We start from the raw sequence: 19,528 nt of genomic DNA on the forward strand, positions 1-19,528 counted from the left end.
AATCGCTTGATGGAGACCTCAGGTCCGCGCGAGCTTCCAGGCCGGGCTGTCGAGGAAGTGGTTGTCGAAGCGCTCCTGGGACTCGAGCAGCTCCTCCAGCGTGGCCTCGCCCGTCTTCAGCCGCGCCAGCAGGCGGAAGTGCTCGAAGCGCTCGACACCCGGCGTGATCACGATCAGCAGGTCGGCCTCCGAGCCGGGGGCGGCGGCGAAGGCGTGCGCGACGTCGGGCGGCACCACGGCCACGTCGCCCTGCTCCAGGGTCACCACCTTCTCGCCGGCCAGCACCTGGGCCCGGCCGTCGAGCACGTAGAACAGCTCGGAGGCGGTGGTGTGGGTGTGCGGCACCGCGCCGTCGGCCCCTTCGCCGAGGGTGATGCGCACGGTGCTGAGCGCGCCGCCGGTGGCGCTGGAGTCGAGCAGCATGCGGCCCGTGCTCGGCGGCCCGCCGATGACCTCGGCGTCCACGGAACGGATCACGGCGGCGGTAGTGGGGTCGAAGATCGTCATGGTCTTACTCCTTCGGTACGGCGGCACCGCGCAGCGCGGTGTCCACCAGGCGTTCGGCGTAGGCGCGATCGACCGGCAGCCCGGTGATCAGGACGCGGTAGTAGAGGGCGCCGGCGAGCTGGTCGAACAGGGCCTCGACGTCGAGGTCCGGGCGCAGCTCGCCGCGTTCGACGGCCCGGTGCAGCAGGGCGTGGGCCAGGGCGTTGCGCTCGGCGTACATCCGGCGTTCGAGCGCGCCGACGTCGGGATGGCGGGCGGCGGCGGCGACCAGCTCGGCCACCGTGCCGGCGCCGCGATCGTCGTCGGGTTCGTCCTGGTCGCCGGCCTTGCGGTCGGGCTGATCGCCTGGACGGTCGTCAGGCTGGTCGCCGGCGGGGGCAGCGCCGCCTGCCGGGTCGGAGGCGGCGCCGCCGCGGCCGGCCGCTCGCATGCGGTTGAGACCGGCGGCGATCTTCTCCAGGTACGCGGGCAGGTCGCGGCGGATGTCGCCGCTGTCGGTGATCTCGTCGCCCGCCTGGAGCCTGGCCACCACGGCCAGGGCCAGGTGGTCCTTGGTGGGCCAGCGGCGGTAGAGCGTGGTCTTGGCGACCCCGGCCCGCTCGGCCACCTCGTCCGGCGACAGGCCGGCGTAGCCACGCTGGAGCAACAGCTCGGTGGCCGCGCTGAGCACGCCTTCGTCCACGTCGGCTCTGCGCGGCCGGCCTCGCGGGGTCATGTCACGCCTCTCTTTCGAAACTCGGGTAGCGAAAAAGACGCTACCCCGCGAGAGGCGTATTACGCAACCGGGGTTTCGTAATTAGTCCGGCGCCCAGTACTTCTCCATGATCTGATCGAGCAGCCGCACCACGGGCTGCCAGCTCCCGGGCAGCCGGTAGCGGGAGGCCCTGTGGTGGTCATACGCGAGCGTGTACTTGATGAAGTCCGCTCCCTGCGGCGGCCGCTCCGAGCCGCCGATCCGCAGACTCCGCAGCAGGCCGCGGAGCTTGCGCTGCTCCTTGGCGGTCAGGCACTTGTCGATCGTCGGCCCCGTCCGCCGGCTGAGCCGTACGCACCCGCTGCCGTACACGATCACGCGGTCGTTCAGCCCCGCGAAGCCGCCCTGCTTGCGGAAGTCCACCAGCGCCCGCTTCGGCGCGACCTCCGCCTGCGCCGGGGCCATGGACGTGTTCAGCGCCAGGAGGAGCACGGGCAGGAGCACTATTCGCCAGATCCTCATGCCCCTACGACGTACGCCGGCCGCGATCGGCTCACCGGAACGCGTCCCCTGGGCGTGCGGGGTGTCCCGCGACGCCCAGGGGACTCCCTCACGGCTACCCGCAGCGGGCGCCGTTGAGGTGGAACACCTCGGGATCCGGGTTGGGGCCTGAGGCGTTCGTACCGGTGAAGCCGAACGTCACCGACTTGCCCGGCTTGATCCGGTCGTGGCCGCCCAGCGCCTTCGCCGTCACCACCGAGCCCGACTGCGACAGCGCCGCGCCCCGGCCGTCACGGACGCGCTGGCCGCTCAGGAACGACCAGCGCAGGTCCCAGCCGTCCACGCTGTGCTTGCCGGCGTTCTCGATCACGACCTGCGCGGTGAACGTGTGCGAGCCGTGCGCCGAGTAGCGGACCCGGCAGTCCGAGCGCCCGCCGTCGTCGGTCAGGAAGGCGGAGACCCAGGCCAGCGGGGAGTTCCAGTTGATGGTCAGCTCGTTCGTCGACCACGACTCGATGTCGTCCACGTAGCAGAACTGCGGCTTGCAGCCCTGCAGCAGCCGCTGCGCGAGCGGGTCCTGGATGCTGGAGTTCGGGCCGCCCGACAGCGTGCCGCGCGGCGGGTTGGGCAGCGCGGGGTCGAGCTGGTGGGCGTACCAGCGGCTGTGCTGGTTCTTCGAGGCGACCTCGCCGTAGCCGGTGACGTACGACTGGTTGAGCGCGTTGCGGCCGAGGAGGTAGTCCATGCCCTCCTGTACGGCCGACCGGTACTTCTCCTCGCTGGTCAGGTCGTACGCGGTCGCCATGACGACCATGTTGTTCAGCACCAGGTTGTTGGAGCCCCAGTCGAAGTCGGGCGGGTTGTACGCCAGCCCGTACGGGTGCGCCCGCTGGACCGCCAGATACTTCTCGGCCCCCTCGACCACCGACCTGCGGACCCGGTCCCGGTCCGGCAGCGCGTTCGGCACCGTCGCCAGGTCCAGGCGGCCGAGCTGGGCCGTGTTGCCCCAGTCGAAGCCGCGCTCGCGCCAGATGTCGCCGGTGTGGTGCGGCGAGGCCAGCACGAAGTCCATGAACTCGCGCTCACTCGTGGTCAGGTACAGCTCGGCCGCCGCCCAGTAGAACTCGTCGCTCACGTCGTTGTCGTTGTAGGCGCCGCCGCCGGTGCCGTCGCTCGGGTCGGCGTACCGCTCCGGGTTCGCCCTGGCCGCCACCCACGCCTTGCGCGCCGCCGTCAGGTTCCTGGCGGCGAACGCGGCGTCGTACGGGGCGAACAGGCGGGCCGCCTGCGCCGCCGTCGCGGCCAGGTTCAGCGTCGCGGCGGTGGAGGTGGGGTGCAGCTCGCGCAGCTGCGGGTCCAGGTGCGGCAGCAGCGGAAGGCCGGTCCAGTTCTGGTCGTGGATCTTGTGGTGCGCCATGCCCGCGTACGGCTTGCCGTCCGGCACCTGCATGCTCAGCAGGAACTCCTGCTCCCAGCGGGCCTCGTCCAGGATGTCCGGCCGGCCGTTGCCGCTCTCCGGGATGTTCAGCTGCCGGTCCTTGAACGCGGTCTTGTCGCGCTCGTACGCGGCCATGAGCTGGAAGACCGAGATGCCGCCGTTGACGACGTACTTGCCGTGGTCGCCGGCGTCGTACCAGCCGCCCTTGACGTTCAGGCTGTAGTCGCAGACGCCCGGCTGGCACGGCACGCTCACGTCACCCTGGTTCGGCGCGACGCCGACGTGACCCGCCGGCCGGCCGTAGCCGGGGCGCAGGCGGTCGAGGATCTCGCTGCCGCTGCGCTGGGTGTAGTAGAACTTCAGCGCGTCGGCCGGAAGCTGCTCGTACAGGTCGGCCGCGATGTCGAACGGCCGGCTCGTCTCGCCGTCCGCCGTCACCGTGTACCCCTTGCCCGGCTTGCGGTAGGAGCCGAAGTCGAGCGTGTGCACGTTCTGGCCCGAGCTGGCGTCCACGCCCCTAGGGGTGGTCCTGCCCCGGGCCACGGTCACCTGGCCGGCGTTCTTGAGCTCCCATGCCAGGGCCGTGGTCGCCTCGGTCACGACCGTCGCCTTCTTCGGGCCCGTGGGGAGGTAGCCGACCATGTTCACGCGCACGCGGGGGCCCGTGTCCGGTTCGTACACCTCGGGCTCCGCGCCGCCCTTGAGCGACACGTCGTCCATGCAGAACCTCCAGGGCTCGGCGCTGCCGCCCAGCTGGAAGGCGACCTGGGCGTCGGGCAGCGACACGGGGGGGGTGAACGTGTAGGAGTAGGCGTTGCCCGAGACGCTCATCTCCGGCGCGGCCGACAGATACTGCGTGTAGGGGTCCACGGGGAGCTGGATCAGGGCCCGGCCGACCTTGGCGGGGGTCGCGGTGGCGAAGAACCGGTAGGCGTACGTCTCGCCCGCCACGAGCGGGAGGTCGTTCTGGCCGATGATCACGTCCCACGGGTTGGCGGTGCCGCCGGGGATGTCGGCGCACAGCCGGCCCTCGTCCACCGCGAGGGTGACGTTGCCGGTGCCCCACCAGGGGGCGGTGCCGGTGTCGAAGGTGCCGTTCACGATCTGCTCGGGTCCCTCGTCGGCGGCCTGGGCCGCTGGGGCGGGGGACAGGGCGACCATGGTGAAGAGGGCCAGTAAGGCGGCCCGGCGTCGGGTCATGGAGGTCCTTAGGGGGTGTGGGAGCGCTCCCAATGGAGCGACCCCGATCCTCCATTCCCCTCGCCGCCGCGTCAACGGGCGCGGAACTCCCGGCTGAAACTTTCTCGTGACGGTGACACGCCGCTCCCGGCCGCGATCTCCGGGTGCGGGATGGACGGCTGCCTGGTGGCGGTGCGGGTGAGGTGCCGGATGACCGCTTCGGCCCGGTCCCGGTCGTACGGTGCGGCCAGACGGTCGGCGGCGGCCAGCGCGCGGTAAGCCGCCTTTTCGGCCGGCCCGTTTCTGCCCGCGACGGCCAGCACGAGCGCACGGGCCCAGCCGATCCTGGCCGCCGCCCCCGGATTCCTGGCCTGGTACCTGGACAGGTGGCCGTGGAGCAGTCGCGCGGACGCCCGGTCCGGCGGGCCGGGCAGCGCCCAGAGCAGCTCCGCCAGCCCCGCCCAGCACTCCAGCATGCCGCGCTGCCCCGCCGGCAACCGCCCGGCCAGCACCAGCACCTCGGCCACCACCTTGGCCGGCACCTCCCGCACCGCCACCGCGTCGTCCGTCACCAGGGGCGCGCCGGTCAGGGCACGAGCGCGCGGGCCGAACGCGTCGTCGGGGTGGTGGGTGCGCAGGTGCAGGCGGGCGGTGGCGGTGCGCAGGCGCATGTCCTGAATGGTGCGCATGACCGGCCCGTCCCGCAGCCCGAGCTCCTTCTCCCGGGTACGGCGGCGCTCGGTGGACGCCCGGGCCGCCTCCAGCACCCGCCGGATCCGTTCCGGAGCCATCCCGTCGATCCGCAGCATCGCCTCGACCTGGCCGGTCAGGCACCAGTGCCGGCCGATGTCGTCCCCGCCCACGCGCCTGGCCGCCTGCTCGGCCGTGTCCGCGAACAGCTCGGCCGCCGTTTCGAAGTCCCCCTGCCACAGCGCGGTCTCGGCGAGCATGCCCGTGCAGTTCTCCGCCACGCGCGGCGTCAGCGTCCTGGCGCGGCACTCGGTGAACGAACGCCTGGCGGCCTCGAACGCGCCCGCATGAAGCTGGTCGAGCCCGCGAGCCAGCCGGGCCCGGTGCGCGGCCTCCGCGGCGTGCCCGACCTCGGCCAGGGCGCGGTCCGCCAGCGTGGCGTAGCGGTTGGCGGTCCGGTGCAGGCCGGCGACGCGGGCGATGGTGGCGGCGTTGGCGTGGGCCTCGGCGCGCAGGGCGGGATCCCGGGTCCGTTCGGCGGCGTTGAGCTGGCGTAACGAGGCGGCCAGCATCGTGAGCAGGTCCTGCTGGTGGTAGGCGAGCCTGGCCAGCATGGTCAGCGCCTGCGCGGCCTCCCGCCCACCGTTCTCCCGCCCACCGTCCTCCCGCTCGCGCCCGAGGCTGAGCAGGGGTGGGGTGAGGCGGTGCGCGGTCTGGCGGGTGGCCGCGGTCAGACAGGTGACGATCAGGCCGGTACGCGACTCGGGCAGCGGCTCGCCCAGCGTGTCCAGTGCCGCTCTGGCCAGCCGGGTGGCGTCCAGGTCGTTGGCCAGGTGGTGCTCGCTCGTTCCTGCCATCCACAGGTGCCGGGCCCGGAGCAGCCGGTTCTCGTGCGTGCCGTCGAGGTGCCGGCGCAGGATGGCCCGCGACTCCTCGTACAGGTGCAGCCGCAGGCACAGCGTCCAGTAGCGGTTCAGGAAATCCGGATCACCGGACGCGGCCCAGGCCGGCCTGATGTTGTCCAGCTCCGCTCCGAGCACGGCGGTGACCTCGGTGTCGGAGGCGTCCTGCAACGCGTCCGCGTGCCGGTCGAGCAGGCCGGCGAAGCAGGCGGCGTGACGTCTGCGCGCGGCCAGGAGGTCCGCCGGGCTCAGGCGTTCGGCGGCGAGCTGCTGGATCAGGGGGTGGATCACATACCGGCCGGCGGAGGTCAGCCGGATCATGCTGTGATCCACCAGGCGGACCAGCACGCCGAGGCTGGTGCGGGCCACCTCCAGGGCCGCCTCCAGCGTGCACCCGCCGCCGAACACCGACAGCGCCGCCAGCGCCCGCTGCCCGTCCGGGTCGAGCAGCCGCCACGAGGTCTCGAAGACCGTACGCATGCAGGCGTGCCGAGGCCGGGCGGCGGGCCCGGCGGCCGACAGCAGCCCGGGGTCCGCGCCGAGGCGCCGGGCCAGGGCGGCGCAGGGCACGGCGCGCAGCAGGCCGGCCACCAGCTCGATGGCCAGGGGCAGGCCGCCGGTGGCCGCGCAGATCGCCGCCACCGGGGCCGCCTCGCGATCGGGGTCGAACGCCGGTCGTGCCGCCCGTGCCCGTACCGCGAACAGCGCCTCGGCGGCCGGTCCCGGCAGCCCTTCCACGGTGACCGTCGCCTGGCCGGGCAGGCTCAGCCGCCGCCTGCTCGTGGCGAGCACCCGTACGGAGGGGGCGGCGCGCAGGACGGCGCCGATGACCGCGTCGAAGGCGGGCAGGTGTTCTAGGTTGTCGAGGACCAGCAGGAGCCGCCGGCGGCGGGCGGCGAGGTCGGCCAGGAGCAGGTCCAGGGCGGGACGCGGCGGCGCGAGATCGACGTCCAGGCGACGCGCCAGCGTGGTCACGGCCGCCTCGGCCCGCACCCCGGCGAACGACACGAAGACCGTCTCCCCGGGCGAGCCGTTCCCACCAGGAGAGCCGTTCCCGCCGGGAGAGCCGTTCCCGCCGGCCGTCTTCGCGAGTGAGCCGTTTCCGCCGGCGCCCGGCGGGGTCGTGGGGCCGGCTCGGGGCTTCGAAGTCGCGTCGGTACGGGGATTCGGGGCGGTGGCGGCGATGGCGAGGCGGGTCTTGCCGATGCCGCCGGGCCCGAGCAGCGTGACCAGCCGCTCGCGCGCCAGCAGCGCCCGCAGCGCGCCCACCTCGGCGTCGCGGCCGATCAGCTCCGTGCCGGGCAGAGGCGGGCCGGGCCGGGCCGGAGCGCGGGGCGCCAGCCCCCGCCGCAGCGCCTGGGTCCGCGGCGCGGGGGCGACGCCCAGCTCGTCCGCCAGCCGCCGGCGCAGCTCGTCGTAGCAGGCCAGGGCGGCGGCCCGGTTCCCCGTCCCGGCCAGGGACGCCATGAGCACCCGGTACGCCTCCTCGTCGTACGGATCGAGCCCGGTCATGATGCGCGCCAGCCGCGTCACCTCGTCGGACGCCCCCGACCCCGGCGGCGGGAGCAGCGAGCGCAGCAGCGTACGCATCCGCTGCCGTTCCGCGGCCACCCACTCGCCGAACGCCGGCGCGTCGCAGAACCCGACCCCGTCCATGAAGTCCCCGCGCCACAGCCGCAAGGCCGTGGTCACGGCCGGGGCCCCGGACAACACCCGGTGGTCCACGAAGTACTCGCCGGCCTCGCGGAACCGTACGTGCCCACGGGTGATCTCCAGCCAGCCGCCCACCTCCGCGCGCAACTCGGACAGCGCCAGCCGCAGACTGCCCCTGGCGTTGGCCTCGGGACGCTCGCCCCACAACAGCGTGGCCAGTGCGGAGCGCGGCTGAGGGCCGGTCGTGGTGGCCAGGTAGCAGAGCAGCGCGCGTGTCTTGGCGGAGCGGACGCGCAGGGACGTCCCTCCGACGGACAGGTCCGGTGAGCCGAGCAGGAGCATGGTCAGCGACTGCCTCATAGCCGAGCAGGCTAGGCGCGAGCCGGCCGGATGACTGTTCGAAAAGGCACATACGGGGTGTGTTCTGCGTGACTCACCTGCGCGTTAACGGTGTGCTCACGGTGGCCTGGCCACTCTGATGCCGCGCTCCGCGACCTCCGTGGGGCGTTCGACATCAAGGAGAACAGAGCATGCGCACTCCTCAGCTGATCGCCGCACTCACTCTCGTCGCGGGCCTGGCCGGGCCGGCGGTGGCCGCCGCGCCGGCCTACGCCATGGCGTCCTCGTGCGTCGTGACGCTCTACGACATCGACCTCAGCAACCCCAGAGAGAAGGACGGCGTCGACGAGCTCCGCTTCAAGGTCGACGGGAACTGGTTCCCGCAGAACGGCCACTTCGACATGAGCACCGCGCGGCCGGACGGCGACCCGGCGGACTTCGGCTTCCCGTCGACCATCGTCCAGCGGCAGGAGAACAAGTACTTCGAACTGCGCGAGGTCGACCCGCCGGTCATCACCGGCGGCCAGAACCTGGGCGAGGCATGGGCCTTCGGCTACGACTGCGACAACCTCGGCGTCGGGGACATCCACATCGAGGACACCGTCCTGTCCAGCAACAAGTACGCCTACACGGTCAGGCTCAAGCTGACCGGCCAGTGACCGTCCCTCTCCCGCCGGTCGGCCGCCGCCGAGGTGGCCGATCGGCTCACGGCGTCAGCACCCGTTCCGGCGAGTCGAGCCAGATCGACTGACCGCCCTCAGGGGAGACGGTCATGCCGAACCGCTCGCCCCACGACACCCCGCGGAAGTAGGCGTCCACCAGCTCCTTCAGGGGCCTTTATTGATGGCGTTCGATCTGGGAGTGTTCGAGCGTGGCTCTCACTCTGGCCGGGTGCCCCGTGCACGAGTTGCTTGAGCGGCAGTCCGCCAAGCTGGCCCGGCTGCTCGTGCGTGGGTTCGCCGAGCAGATTCCCGTCTACCGGCGGTTGCCGCAGGAGGAGCTTGACGGGGACATCACGGTCATCACCGAGCACAATCTGCGGCTGATCGCCCGGGTGTTCCGGGATCGGCGGCCGCCGGCCAGGGCTGATCTGGCGCCGTTGCGGGTGTCGGCGGTTCGGCGGGCCCAGGAGGGGGTGCCGCTGGAGGCGCTGCTCGCGGCCTATCACCTGGGGGCGCGGATGGTGTGCGAGCGGCTGTTCGCGCAGGCGCGGCCGGACGATCTGGGTGACGTGCTGGAGGCGAACCGGATCATCCTGCGGTACATGGAGTCCGTGACGGCCGCCGTGTGCACGGCGTACCTGGAGGAGCGGGAGAGTGTGCTCAGCCAGGAGCAGCACGCCATGCACGCCACCGTGGCGGCGCTGCTCGGCGGTGACCGGGCGGCGCTGGCGGGGATCCGGCTGGCGCCGCGCTACCTGGTGCTGGCCATCGCGGTGGGGCGGCATCCGGACGAGGACGGGCCGGGTGGGGCGGTGGCGGGGCGGCGCAAGCTGCACCGGATCAGGAGCGCCCTGCAGCGGCACGTGACCGAGCCCGTGCTGCCCGCGCTGGACACCTCGGGCGGGCTCGTGCTCCTTCCGTTGCAGGAGGCCGGCGATCCGGCGGTCGAGGAGCTGGCGGAGGCGGCGGGCCGGGCGGCGGGCGTGCCCGTGTGGCTGGCGGCCGAGCCGGCGCCGCCGGACGACGTGCCGGCGGCGGCGCGGCTGGCTGAGGAGGTGCTGGAGGTGGCCCGGGTCTTCGAGCAGCCGCCGGGCGCCTACCGGCTGGCCGACGTGCTGCTCGAATACCAGCTGACCCGGTCGAGCCAGGCCACGGCGCTGCTCGCGGGGCTGCTGGACCCGCTGCTCGACAATCCCGACCTGCTGCGGACGCTCACGGCGTACCTGGACACCGGGCTCGACCGGCGGCGCACCGCCGAGCTGCTGCACGTGCATCCGAACACCGTCGACTACCGGCTGCGCCGGGCCGCCACCCTGACGGGGCTCGATCCGATGGATCCGGCCCATCTGCAGCGGATCGGGGCCGCGCTGGCCGCCCGTCGCCTCACCGGATCCCGGTGAGACTGCCGCCCCGGTCGATGTCGGTAGGGCCGCTGCTTCACGGGATCCCGTAAGGCTGCTGCTGGGCTTAGCGGGCGCCGGTGACCGCTGTTGTCACGATGGTGGCGAAGTTGCGCATACCGAGGGCGTTCGGGTGGAAGGGTGCGGCGGGGGCGGCCGGGACGTAGGGCTCGATCCATCGCACGCCGGGCGACGCGCACGGGTCGTGTCCCGCGCTCGGCGTCTGCAGGTCGATGAAGCCCGCTCCGGCCGAGGCGGCCTGTTCGGCCAGCATCTGGTTGAAGTACATCAGCGTGGCCCTGATGTAGTTGGCGTCCGCGCGGATGATCGGGACGCGCGGGTAGCAGCCGTTCTGCCGCGCGTACGTGGCGTAGCCCACCACGAAGATCCGGGCCTGGGGGGCGCGGGCGCGGATGTCGGAGACCAGGGCGGTCAGGCGAGGGCGCAGGGCGTCGGTCGCGACCCGCCACTGATCCTGGCCGCCCGCGTTGTAGTCGTCGTTGCAGGCGTCGCCGATCGGGGGCGGCAGCAGGTTCAGGCAGTCCTCGATGAAGTCGGTCAGCCCGACGTCATTGGCGCCGATCTGGACCGTGACGAGCGTCGTGTTCTGGCTGAGCGCGTCGAGCTGGGGCGCCACGTCGCCGAGTTCGGTGTCCTGCGACTCGTACATGTCGGTGGTCTTGGCGCCCGAGCACGTCACGTCGCGGAGCGTGCTCGCGCCGATGGCCCGTGCGGTCAGGTGGGGGTAGTTGCGGTCGGAGCGCAGGCAGCCGTAGTCGGGGCCGATCTGGTTGGGCACCAGCGGGCCGGCGGCGGCCGAGTCGCCCAGCGCCACGTACACCTCGGCCAGGGCGGCGTGCGCGGGTGGCGGGGTGAGGCTGAGGACCAACCAGGCCGCGGCGAGGACACTGAGCGTTCTCCGCGCCCTTCGCCGGGCCGTGCTCCGGGCCGTTCGTGGCAGGCTGACCGTTCGCGCCATGAGGACTCCTTCGGGCAGAGGGTGGGGGGTGCGGAATCCGTGGGGCGGTCAGTGGCGGAAGGGGCCGGTCACCTCGTACGTGATGCCTCCGGTGCCGGCGGACTCGCCGCTGGTGCCGCGCTGGGAGGAGAAGTAGAGCCGGGTGCCGTCGGGGGAGAAGGCGGGGCCGGTGATCTCCGAGCTCGCGTGCCCGTCGAGGCGCATGATCGGGGCCACGACGCCGTCCGGCGTGATGATGTTGATCTCCATGTTGCCGCCGTCCTCGGCCACGTAGAGATCGCCCGACGGTCGGCCGGTGATGTTGTCGACGCCGTCGAGGGTGCCCGTGCCGTCGTAGATCGCGGTCACGGTCTGGCGGGCGGTGTCGTACGCCCAGACCCTGCGGTCCCCCTTCGCGGTGAAGTAGCAGACGCCGGCGGCGTAGTGGCAGCCCTCGCCGCCGTTGAAGTGCCTGGCCGCGGCGACCTGGTGCCTGGTCTGGCGTTCGAGCACGCCAGGCGAGGGGTCGGGGACCTGGCGCCACTCCACGGCGTCGCCGCCGAGCCCGCAGAGCACGTCGAGCCGGCCGCTGGACAGGTCACCCCAGGTCGTGGGCGTGAAGCGGTAGAAGCAGCCGTCGCTCTCGTCCTCGGTCAGGTAGATCACGCGGTGGTCGGGGTCGCACGCGGCGGCCTCGTGCTTGAAGCGGCCCATGGCCGGGCGGGCGCGGGCCGTCGTGCCGCCGAGCGGGTACGTCTCGTACACGCGGCCGCGGAAGATCTCCTCGCACGACAGCCAGGTCTGCCACGGGGTCGCGCCACCGGCGCAGTTGATGTTCGTGCCGCTGAGGATCCGGTACGCGCGCTCCACGGACCCGTCGGCCCTGAACCTGATCGCCGAGGCGCCGCCGATCAGCGGCACCTCGGAGTTGGAGACGTAGATCCAGCCGGCGCCGTCGGCGAAGCAGGCGCCGCCGTCGGGGGCCGGATGCCACAGTGTGCCGCCGACCAGCCGGCCCGACCTGGCCACGACGCGGCCGGTGAAGCCGGTGGGTAACGCCATGCCGTTGGCGTCGGGGGCGCCGAGCGGCCCGTACGGGCTCGCCCCGGCGGACACCGACGAGATCGACGCCGCCGCCTCGTGCCACACCGCCCCCGAGAACGCCACCGCCACCGGCACGGACACGAGGAAGGTACGGCGGCGCATGGCGGCTCCCCACTGGTCGCGGTTCGATTCGCAGACAAACGATGAGCCATGCTCGTCATTCTGTGAACTGGACCGTGGAGTAAATGTGAGCGGTCAAATCTGTGACGCCTCACAAAAGGCCAGGCGCCACTGTGCGTCAGACGTCGCCCGGCCGCCACATCGGCCAGTACAGTGCGCCGTCCGGCAGCGCGAACGGCTGCCGGGGCTGGTAGCCGTGCCGGGCGTACAGGTCGCGGTTGCGCGGGTCGCTGGCCTCCACGTACGCCGGCGCGCCCGCCAGCCGGGCGTGCTGGTAGCGCAGCAGGGCCGTGCCCAGCCCCTGGTTCTGCCGGTCGGGATGGACCGCCAGGAAGACCAGATGGTGGTACGGCGGCTGCGGCCGGTTCTGCTCGGACAACTGGTCAAGGGTGCGGAAACGGTCGGCCCACTCGCCGGTGGCCTCGCTCAGCCGCCGGTCGTAGTCCGTCGGCGCGGGCAGCTCGGCCGTCCGCTCGAACCACACGGCGACCGCCTGGCCGTCGTCGGCGAGATGGACCTCACCGTGCTCAAGGGCGTGCTCGACGAAGATGCGGTAGTCGGCGGCGAGGATCCGGTGCCGCGAGCGGCGGTCGGGCACGAGGTAGGTCGAGCACCTCAGCCCGGCGAACGCGGTCGCGATCAGCTCGGCGGCGGCCGCTCCCTCGTCGGCCGTGGCCCTGCGGACGGTCACCCGCAGCGCGAAGGGTCCTCCTGATGTGCGGTCGATGACCGGCCATGCTTCGAATGTCTCTTTCACGAGGCCCAGGTCTCCTCTCAATAGTGGTGCGGTGTCCTGGGCGGTGGCCGCCTCGGCGTCCATCCCCACCATCGCAGCGTAAACGGAGCGCGGTCGGGAACGCAGCACGAGGGTCCCGGTCGGGAGCGCAGCACGAGGGTCCGCCCCGGCCGGTCGCGCGGCGTTCGGCACGCGCTCGGCCGCCCGGCTGACGGGTCTCTTACGTGGTTGGGAGATCCACTTGTTCTGGCCTGGGGTAATCGGTGCCCGGGATCACGATCAGGAGGCACCGCGATGGCGGACTTTCCCATTGTTGTCGGTATAAATCGCACGCAGGATGGTTCCATCGCCGTCGCGGTGGGTGAGTCGGGCATGTACAGCCTGCAGAAGGAGCGCGTCAGCCGCCGCGAGCACCACTGGGGCCGCCTCGGTGACCTGCCGGACCGGTACGTGCCCGCGATGCCGCTGCTGAAGGAGCGGGTCGACCTGGTCGTGGAGGGTTACGCCGCCGACACCGAGATCGAGCACGCGGGGGCGTACGAGCAGGAGACCCGCCAGGCCCTCGGCCTCGGGGACGAGACGCCGATCGTGATGGTCTCCTCCCATCTGTCCCACGTCTACGGCGCGTTCCACCCCTCGCCGTTCGCGGAGGCGGCGGGGCTGGTGATCGACGCGCGGGGCAGCCGGGTCGGTGACCTCGTCGAGCAGGTCGAGCTGCCGCCCGACGCGGACGAGGACCTGCTGGAGGTCGCCTCCTACTACCGGTGCACGCGCGGGCGGATCGAGTGCCTGGCCAAGCAGTTCTGGGACGGCGACTGGGCCAGGCCCGCCGGGCTCGGCTGCTTCTACGCGCTGCTGGCCGAGATGACGTGGCCGGGCAGCGAGGGCGACGGGACCAAGGTGATGGAGCTGGCCCCGTTCGGCGACCCGGACGCGCTGGGCCTGCCTGACCTGGACGTACGCGGTCACGAGGTGCACATCCCGCCCGCCTGGACGGACCTGTTCCGGCGGGCCGGCGCGTCAGGGGAGGAGCCGGGAGACGACGTGTTCCGGCGCGCCGGCGCCTTCGGGGGCGACTCGGGCCGCGGGGAGTTCCGGCGGGCCGGTGCTTTCGCGTACGAGCCGGGTGGTGCGGAGTTCCGGCGGGCCGCGAATCTGGCCGCCGCCGGCCGGCGGGCCTTCGAGCGGGCGCTGCTCCAGGTCGTCGCGTGGCTGCACGCCGAGACCGGCCTGGACGCGCTGGCGTTCTCCGGCGGTACGGCGCTGAGCGCCTCGGCCAACGGCCGGCTGATCCGCGAGTCGCCGTTCCGCGAGCTGTTCGTCCCGCCCGCTCCGCACGCCGGCGGCACGGCCGTGGGCTGCGCGCTGTACGGGCTGGCCGCCTGCCTCGGGGTGCGGCCGGCGTTCCGCTGGACGGACGACTTCCTCGGCCCCGACCGGGACGACGACGACATCGAGGCCGCCGTCCGCGGCGTGCCCGGCGACCTGTACGTCGAGCGGCCCGCCGACCTGACGGCGGCCCTGGTGACCTTGCTGGAGAGCGGCCGGGTGGTCGGTTTGTACCAGGGGCGCAGCGAGTCGGGGCCGAGGGCGCTGGGCCACCGCAGCATCCTCGGCGACCCGCGCGACCCCGACCTCCAGGACTACGTCAACTTCGAGGTGAAGGGCCGCGAGTGGTTCCGGCCGCTGGCGCCCGTGGTGCCGGCCGAGCACGCCGAACGGATCTTCGAGCTGGATCGGCCGTCCCCGTTCACGCAGTACGCCGCAGACGTCCGCCCGGAGCACCGTGACCTGCTACCGGGCATCACCCACGTGGACGGCACGGCCACACCCCAGACGGTCGAACGGGAGACCACGCCGTTCCTGCACGCCCTGCTGACCGCCTGGCACGCGCGTACGGGCACGCCGGTGCTGGCCAACGCCACCCTCTCCGGTCCGGGGGAGCCGCCGGCCGAGACACCGGAGCACGCGATCCAGACCCTGCGCGAGACGGGCCTGCACGCGCTCGCGATGCCGCCGTACCTCATCCGCAAACGCGCGGAGCCGCCACTGCCGGGAGCGTGATCGCCGGGTACTGCGCGCGACACGACGGCGCAGGTCAGAGAGGTCTTGGGATTGTCGTCCCGGTCCCGGTACGGTCGATCCCATGCGCGTCTACCGAGCCGGATCCGTGACCCAGCTCACCCTGGCCGCGCTGCTCGCGCTGAGCGCCGGATGCGGCGGCGCGGCCGTGCCCGCCGCCCGTGAGGCGGCGTCGCCCGCGTCCCCGCCGCCGGCCGCCACTCCGGGGCTCCCGCTGGCGGGCAAGACCGTGGTGATCGATCCGGGGCACAACGGCGGCAACGCCTCGCATCCGGAGGAGATCAACCGGCTGGTCGACGTCATCACCGGCCGCAAGCCCTGCAACACCACCGGCACCCAGACCGACGCCGGCTTTCCCGAACACGCCTTCACCTGGGACGTCGCCGGCAAGCTGCGGCCCATCCTGGAGAAGATGGGCGCGAAGGTGGTGCTGACCAGGCCCAACGACAAGGGTGTGGGCCCCTGCGTCACCGAGCGGGCCGCGATCGGCAACGAGGCCAGGGCCGACGCGGTCGTGTCCATCCACGGCGACGGCGCGGCCCCGAGCGGGCACGGGTTCCACGTGATCATGCCGGGGCTGCTGCCCGGCCACAACGACGCCGTGGTGAAGCCCTCGCGCCGGCTCGGCCGGGCCGTCCGCGACGCCTACCGCAAGGGCACGGGCATGCCGTACGCCGACTACGTGGCGCGCAACGGCCTGCAGACCCGGGTCGACCTGGGCGGGCTCAACCTGTCGACGCAGCCGGCGATCTTCATCGAGTGCGGCAACATGCGTAATCCGGGCGACGCCGCCAAGATGTCCAGCCCCGCCTTCCGCAAGCGGATGGCCGCCTCCCTGGCCGACGGGGTCAGGAACTTCCTGAGCTAGCGTACGCGCGCAGGAACGCCGCGACGGCGGCCTGCGCGAGGTGCTCCAGGTCGGCCTCGGTGTAGTGGTCGGCGCCGCCCCAGAACATCGCCTTGTTCACCGGGATCCACAGCAGCAGGCCGACGAAGTGCTGCGCGGCCAGCTCCGGGTCGTCCGTGCGCAGCAGGCCGCGTTCGGCCAGCCGGGCGAAGCTGGCGGCCATGGTGCGCAGCGAGCGTTCGAAGCCCGCCTCGTACCAGGTGCGGCCGAGGTCGGGGAAGCGGTCGGCCTCGGCGACCACCAGCCGGCGCAGCCGCAGCACCTCGGGGCGCATGAGCTCGCCGAGGAAGCGGCGGGCCAGCTCGCCGAGGTCCTTGTCCAGGTCGTCGCTGTCGTCGAGGGTCGCGGTGACCATCTTGGCCAGGCCCTCCACCTGGCCGGTGGTGTCCATGATGATGCTGGTGAACAACTGCTCCTTGTCGGTGAAGTGCTTGTAGACGGTCTGCTTCGACACGGAGGCCAGCGCGGCCACCTCGTCCATGCTGGCGCCCACGTAGCCGTTGCGCAGGAAGACCGGGCGCGCGGCCTCCATGATCTGCCTGCGCTTGCGTGCCGTCCGGGTGTCCTCTTCCGCTGCCATGACCGCCCTCTCGTCGTCCGACGGAGACACAGTACTAGACAGTTCCGTACTGTTGTCAGTACTGTACCGTCTAGTTCCAACGACGAACGGGGATGAGAACACCATGAGTGACCTTCAGCGACAGGTGCAGGAAGCCGCGGACAAGCTGGTCGAGTCCGGCGAGGAGCGCGGGCTCCAGGTAGCCGTCTACCGGGACGGCATTCAGATCGTGGACGTGGTCGCCGGGGTGGCCGACCCCGAGACCGGCCGGCCGGTCACCTCCGACACGCCCTTCTACAACTTCTCGATCGGCAAGGGCGCCACCGCGACCGTCGCGCACGTGCTGGTGGAGAGGGGACTGTTCGGCTATGACACGCCGGTGGCCGAGCTGTGGCCGGAGTTCGCGCGGCACGGCAAGCAGGGCGTCACCGTACGGCACGTGCTCTCGCACACGGCGGGCGTGCCCGGCGTGCCGCTCGACACCACACCCGAGGACATCTGTGACTGGGGCCGGATGACCGCCGCGCTGGAGGAGGCCGAGCTGTGGTGGGAGCCGGGCACCAAGGTCGGCTACCACGCCTACACGTTCGGGTTCCTGGTCGGCGAGATCGTCCGGCGGGCGACGGGTCAGCCCATCTCTCAGGTGCTGAAGGAGCAGGTGGCCGGGCCGCTGGGCGTGGCCGGCGAGCTCTACTTCGGGATGCCCGCGACGGAGCACGCCCGGCTGGCCAGGCTGGAGGACGCTCCCGTGGACATGTCGGCCTTCGGGGAGATGCCGGCGGACCTGCCGATGTTCAAGGCCGGGCCGATGACGCTGATGCCGAGCGCCGAGCTGGGCAGTCGCTCCGACTATCTGTCGGCCGACATCCCGGCGGGCGGCAAGACCTCCGCCAGGGCCATCGCGCGCATGTACGCGGCGCTGCTCGGCGAGGTGGACGGAGTGCGGCTGATCACGCCCGAGCGGCTGCGGGAGGCGACGGCCGTGGTGTCGAGCGGGACGGACGAGGTGTTCGGCATGCCGGTGACGTGGGGGCTGGGGTACGGCATCGGCGGGCCCGCCTCGACGGCGGAGCGGAGCCCGAGCGTGTTCGGGGTGCCTGGCGCGGGCGGCAGCGCGGCCTGGGCCGACACGGCGACCGGCACCGCGTTCGCGCTCACCAAGAACCGGCTCACCAACGACTTCACCGCGGCCGGCCTCTTCGCCGACCTGGTCTCCCGCACGTCCTGACCGAGCTTCGCCGACCTGCTGGTCAGCCGTCGCGGCAGAGCGGTGAGCCGCCGACCACGCAGGCGATGTCGTCGAGCTCGCAGCTCAGCAGGGTGCCGTCCATTCCGAGCACGAGCACGAGGTCGCGCCGGTGGGAATGGGCCAGCACGACCCTGCCGACGACGCCGTTGTCCAAGATCACGGTGGGGCGGCCTGCCGCGTTGTCCATGCCCTCGTGACTCCTCTCAGGTCCGGAACGAGGCCCGCACCGGACCCGTCACCACCAGGATGCACAGGCTCGGGCCCTCCGCGCATCGGTCCGGCGGCTGTATTTCCGGTCCGTCCTGGGGAGGACGTTCGGGCGCCGGACCTCCTGCCTGGTCAACTGCGCGAGAACTTGTTCTATTTCGCCTGTCAGGGCAACTGAAGGAGATCCTCGGTCATCGGCGAGTAATATGACGTCCAAGTTGTTCGCGGCGGAGAGGGCGAAACACCGTGACCGAGCTAGAACGCGTTCCGCCCGGCGTCAACCCGAGGGTACCGAGTTCGGCCAGGGTGTACGACTACCTCCTCGGAGGCAAGGACAACCTGGCGGTCGACCGCGCCGTGGCCGAGAAGCTGCTCGCGGTCGCCCCCGACACCCGCCTCGTGGCCAGGGCCAACCGCCGGTTCCAGATCGAGGCGGTCGGTCATCTGGCCGAACGGGGCGTCAGGCAGTTCGTCGATCTCGGCACCGGCATCCCCACCGCGCCCAGCATCCACGAGACCGTCCGCGCGGTGCACCCCTCCTGCCGGGTGATCTACGTGGACAACGACCCCGTGGTCCGCAGGCACGCCCAGGTGCTGCTGGCCGACGCCCCCGGCGTCGCCGCCGTCGAGGCCGACCTGCGCCGTCCCGCCGAGATCCTGGCCGACCCGCACGTCACCGGGCTGATCGACTTCGACCAGCCGGTGTGCGTGCTCATGGTCGGGGTGCTCCACTTCGTCATGGACCAGGAGGATCCCCTGGGGATCGTGGCGGCCTTCAGGAAGCACATGGTGGCGGGCAGTCATCTGGTGCTCTCGCACGCGATGGCGGAGAGCGCGCCCGAGGCCGTCGCCCAGCTGCGGAAGGCCACGGCCGGTTCGCCGGCGCAGTCCAGTTTCCGCACGAGGGCGGAGGTGCTGCGCTTCTTCGACGGGTTCGAGCTGATCGGGCCTGGGTTCGTACCGGTCCAGGACTGGTGTGCCGATCCCGCCGAGGTGCGGGTGCCCTTCATGGACGCCCCGCCGCATCTGCTCGTGGAGGGCGGGGTCGGCCGGGTCAGAGCTTGATGCTCTGGATGATCTTGATCAGCTCGGTCTGGATGCCCTCGCTGGCGTGCACCGTGACGATGACGCCCCGGCGCTCGACCCATCCCGCGTACCGGCCGGTGCCGAGCGCGCCGTCGCTCCGCCTGACGAGCACCCGGCGCTGGCCGATCTTCATGCCCTTCTTTCCGCTCGTGAACCTGCCCTCCACCAGCGGGACCTTCTTCAGCTGCGTGCCGCTCCCGGCCTTCGGCCAGCACACCACCCGCACCCACAACGACCGGTGCGCGCGGTCGACGTCGTCACGGTCGTCGGACCAGCGGTAGCCGTACTCGGTGAGGCCGTGGTGCTTCGACGCCGTCACCGCGCCGTGGACGAAGCCCTTGGGCAGGTGGCCGACGCGGACCCCTTTGATCGCGGTGGCCCCGTTGGCCGGCCGGTCGGGCTCGGCGGCCCTGAGCGCCTTCGCCAGCGCGGCCTTGGGCGGGGCCGGGCAGGAGGGACGGGTCTCGGCCTGGGCCGGCAGGGCGATCAAGGCGGCGGCGACGGTGCCCGCGGAGAGGGCGGCCAGCAGGCGCGTGTTGTTCATGCCGGATTGGA

General features: G+C 72.3%; 17 protein-coding genes. 6 read left to right on the forward strand and 11 right to left on the reverse strand.

From position 1 onward, the window contains the following. Positions 1 to 18: 18 nt before the first annotated feature. The 5 genes from B0I32_RS19405 to B0I32_RS19425 form a co-directional block, all read right to left on the reverse strand. Positions 19 to 507, reverse strand: coding sequence for a cupin domain-containing protein (locus B0I32_RS19405; protein ID WP_106241179.1), 489 nt, complete (start codon positions 505 to 507; stop codon positions 19 to 21). 4 nt (positions 508 to 511) lie between these two features. Further along, the gene (locus B0I32_RS19410; RefSeq protein ID WP_106241181.1) at positions 512 to 1,222 is read right to left on the reverse strand and encodes a TetR/AcrR family transcriptional regulator; all 711 of its coding nucleotides are present in this window, start codon (positions 1,220 to 1,222) and stop codon (positions 512 to 514) included. Positions 1,223 to 1,303: 81 nt separating this feature from the next. Beyond that, positions 1,304 to 1,723, reverse strand: a complete 420-nt coding sequence (locus B0I32_RS19415) for a hypothetical protein (RefSeq protein ID WP_146178226.1) — start codon at positions 1,721 to 1,723, stop codon at positions 1,304 to 1,306. Positions 1,724 to 1,817: 94 nt separating this feature from the next. Beyond that, positions 1,818 to 4,340 carry a glycoside hydrolase family 9 protein gene (locus B0I32_RS19420; RefSeq protein WP_106241185.1) on the reverse strand — a complete coding sequence of 841 codons (2,523 nt, stop codon included), beginning with the start codon at positions 4,338 to 4,340 and terminating at the stop codon, positions 1,818 to 1,820. A 71-nt stretch (positions 4,341 to 4,411) separates the two neighbouring features. Beyond that, a complete protein-coding gene (locus tag B0I32_RS19425; RefSeq protein WP_106241188.1) occupies positions 4,412 to 7,924 on the reverse strand; it encodes an ATP-binding protein in 3,513 nt (1,170 codons plus the stop codon). Between the two features lie 170 nt (positions 7,925 to 8,094). On the opposite strand from B0I32_RS19425, the gene B0I32_RS19430 reads away from it, so the two are divergent. Further along, positions 8,095 to 8,562 (forward strand): hypothetical protein, encoded by a 468-nt coding sequence (locus B0I32_RS19430; RefSeq protein WP_106241191.1) that lies wholly within the window; start codon positions 8,095 to 8,097, stop codon positions 8,560 to 8,562. Between the two features lie 212 nt (positions 8,563 to 8,774). Continuing rightward, on the forward strand, positions 8,775 to 9,965 hold the full coding sequence (locus B0I32_RS19435) for a PucR family transcriptional regulator (RefSeq protein ID WP_146178227.1): 1,191 nt from the start codon (positions 8,775 to 8,777) through the stop codon (positions 9,963 to 9,965). Positions 9,966 to 10,032: 67 nt separating this feature from the next. Here the strand turns inward: B0I32_RS19435 and B0I32_RS19440 are convergent, their stop codons facing one another. From B0I32_RS19440 to B0I32_RS19450, 3 genes are all read right to left on the reverse strand, one after another. Next, positions 10,033 to 10,944 (reverse strand): SGNH/GDSL hydrolase family protein, encoded by a 912-nt coding sequence (locus B0I32_RS19440; RefSeq protein WP_106241195.1) that lies wholly within the window; start codon positions 10,942 to 10,944, stop codon positions 10,033 to 10,035. Between the two features lie 48 nt (positions 10,945 to 10,992). Further along, complete coding sequence (locus B0I32_RS19445; protein WP_106241197.1) at positions 10,993 to 12,129, reverse strand: alkaline phosphatase PhoX; 1,137 nt, start codon at positions 12,127 to 12,129, stop codon at positions 10,993 to 10,995. A 136-nt stretch (positions 12,130 to 12,265) separates the two neighbouring features. Next, positions 12,266 to 12,904, reverse strand: a complete 639-nt coding sequence (locus B0I32_RS19450) for a GNAT family N-acetyltransferase (protein ID WP_219911896.1) — start codon at positions 12,902 to 12,904, stop codon at positions 12,266 to 12,268. Between the two features lie 351 nt (positions 12,905 to 13,255). Here B0I32_RS19450 and B0I32_RS19455 point away from each other — a divergent pair, with 351 nt between their 5' ends. Together B0I32_RS19455 and B0I32_RS19460 are read left to right on the forward strand one after the other, a co-directional pair. Continuing rightward, a complete protein-coding gene (locus B0I32_RS19455) occupies positions 13,256 to 14,947 on the forward strand; it encodes a carbamoyltransferase C-terminal domain-containing protein (protein ID WP_245955919.1) in 1,692 nt (563 codons plus the stop codon). A gap of 82 nt (positions 14,948 to 15,029) precedes the next feature. Then, positions 15,030 to 15,833, forward strand: a complete 804-nt coding sequence (locus B0I32_RS19460) for an N-acetylmuramoyl-L-alanine amidase (RefSeq protein ID WP_106241204.1) — start codon at positions 15,030 to 15,032, stop codon at positions 15,831 to 15,833. Here B0I32_RS19460 and B0I32_RS19465 read toward each other — a convergent pair. Beyond that, on the reverse strand, positions 15,814 to 16,452 hold the full coding sequence (locus B0I32_RS19465) for a TetR/AcrR family transcriptional regulator (protein ID WP_106241206.1): 639 nt from the start codon (positions 16,450 to 16,452) through the stop codon (positions 15,814 to 15,816). The genes B0I32_RS19460 and B0I32_RS19465 overlap by 20 nt on opposite strands. A 103-nt stretch (positions 16,453 to 16,555) precedes the next feature. Between B0I32_RS19465 and B0I32_RS19470 the strand changes: the two genes are divergently transcribed. Further along, complete coding sequence (locus B0I32_RS19470; protein ID WP_106241208.1) at positions 16,556 to 17,659, forward strand: serine hydrolase domain-containing protein; 1,104 nt, start codon at positions 16,556 to 16,558, stop codon at positions 17,657 to 17,659. A gap of 22 nt (positions 17,660 to 17,681) precedes the next feature. Here B0I32_RS19470 and B0I32_RS19475 read toward each other — a convergent pair whose 3' ends face one another. Continuing rightward, the gene (locus tag B0I32_RS19475; protein ID WP_106241211.1) at positions 17,682 to 17,867 is read right to left on the reverse strand and encodes a hypothetical protein; all 186 of its coding nucleotides are present in this window, start codon (positions 17,865 to 17,867) and stop codon (positions 17,682 to 17,684) included. 266 nt (positions 17,868 to 18,133) lie between these two features. On the opposite strand from B0I32_RS19475, the gene B0I32_RS19480 reads away from it, so the two are divergent. Then, the gene (locus tag B0I32_RS19480) at positions 18,134 to 18,952 is read left to right on the forward strand and encodes an SAM-dependent methyltransferase (protein ID WP_106241213.1); all 819 of its coding nucleotides are present in this window, start codon (positions 18,134 to 18,136) and stop codon (positions 18,950 to 18,952) included. Here B0I32_RS19480 and B0I32_RS57755 read toward each other — a convergent pair. Beyond that, entirely contained in the window at positions 18,942 to 19,517 is a 576-nt protein-coding gene (locus tag B0I32_RS57755) for a hypothetical protein (RefSeq protein WP_181307560.1), read from the reverse strand. The genes B0I32_RS19480 and B0I32_RS57755 overlap by 11 nt on opposite strands. Positions 19,518 to 19,528 lie beyond the last annotated feature (11 nt).

The organism is Nonomuraea fuscirosea, from assembly GCF_003001935.1.
Lineage (GTDB): Bacteria > Actinomycetota > Actinomycetes > Streptosporangiales > Streptosporangiaceae > Nonomuraea > Nonomuraea fuscirosea.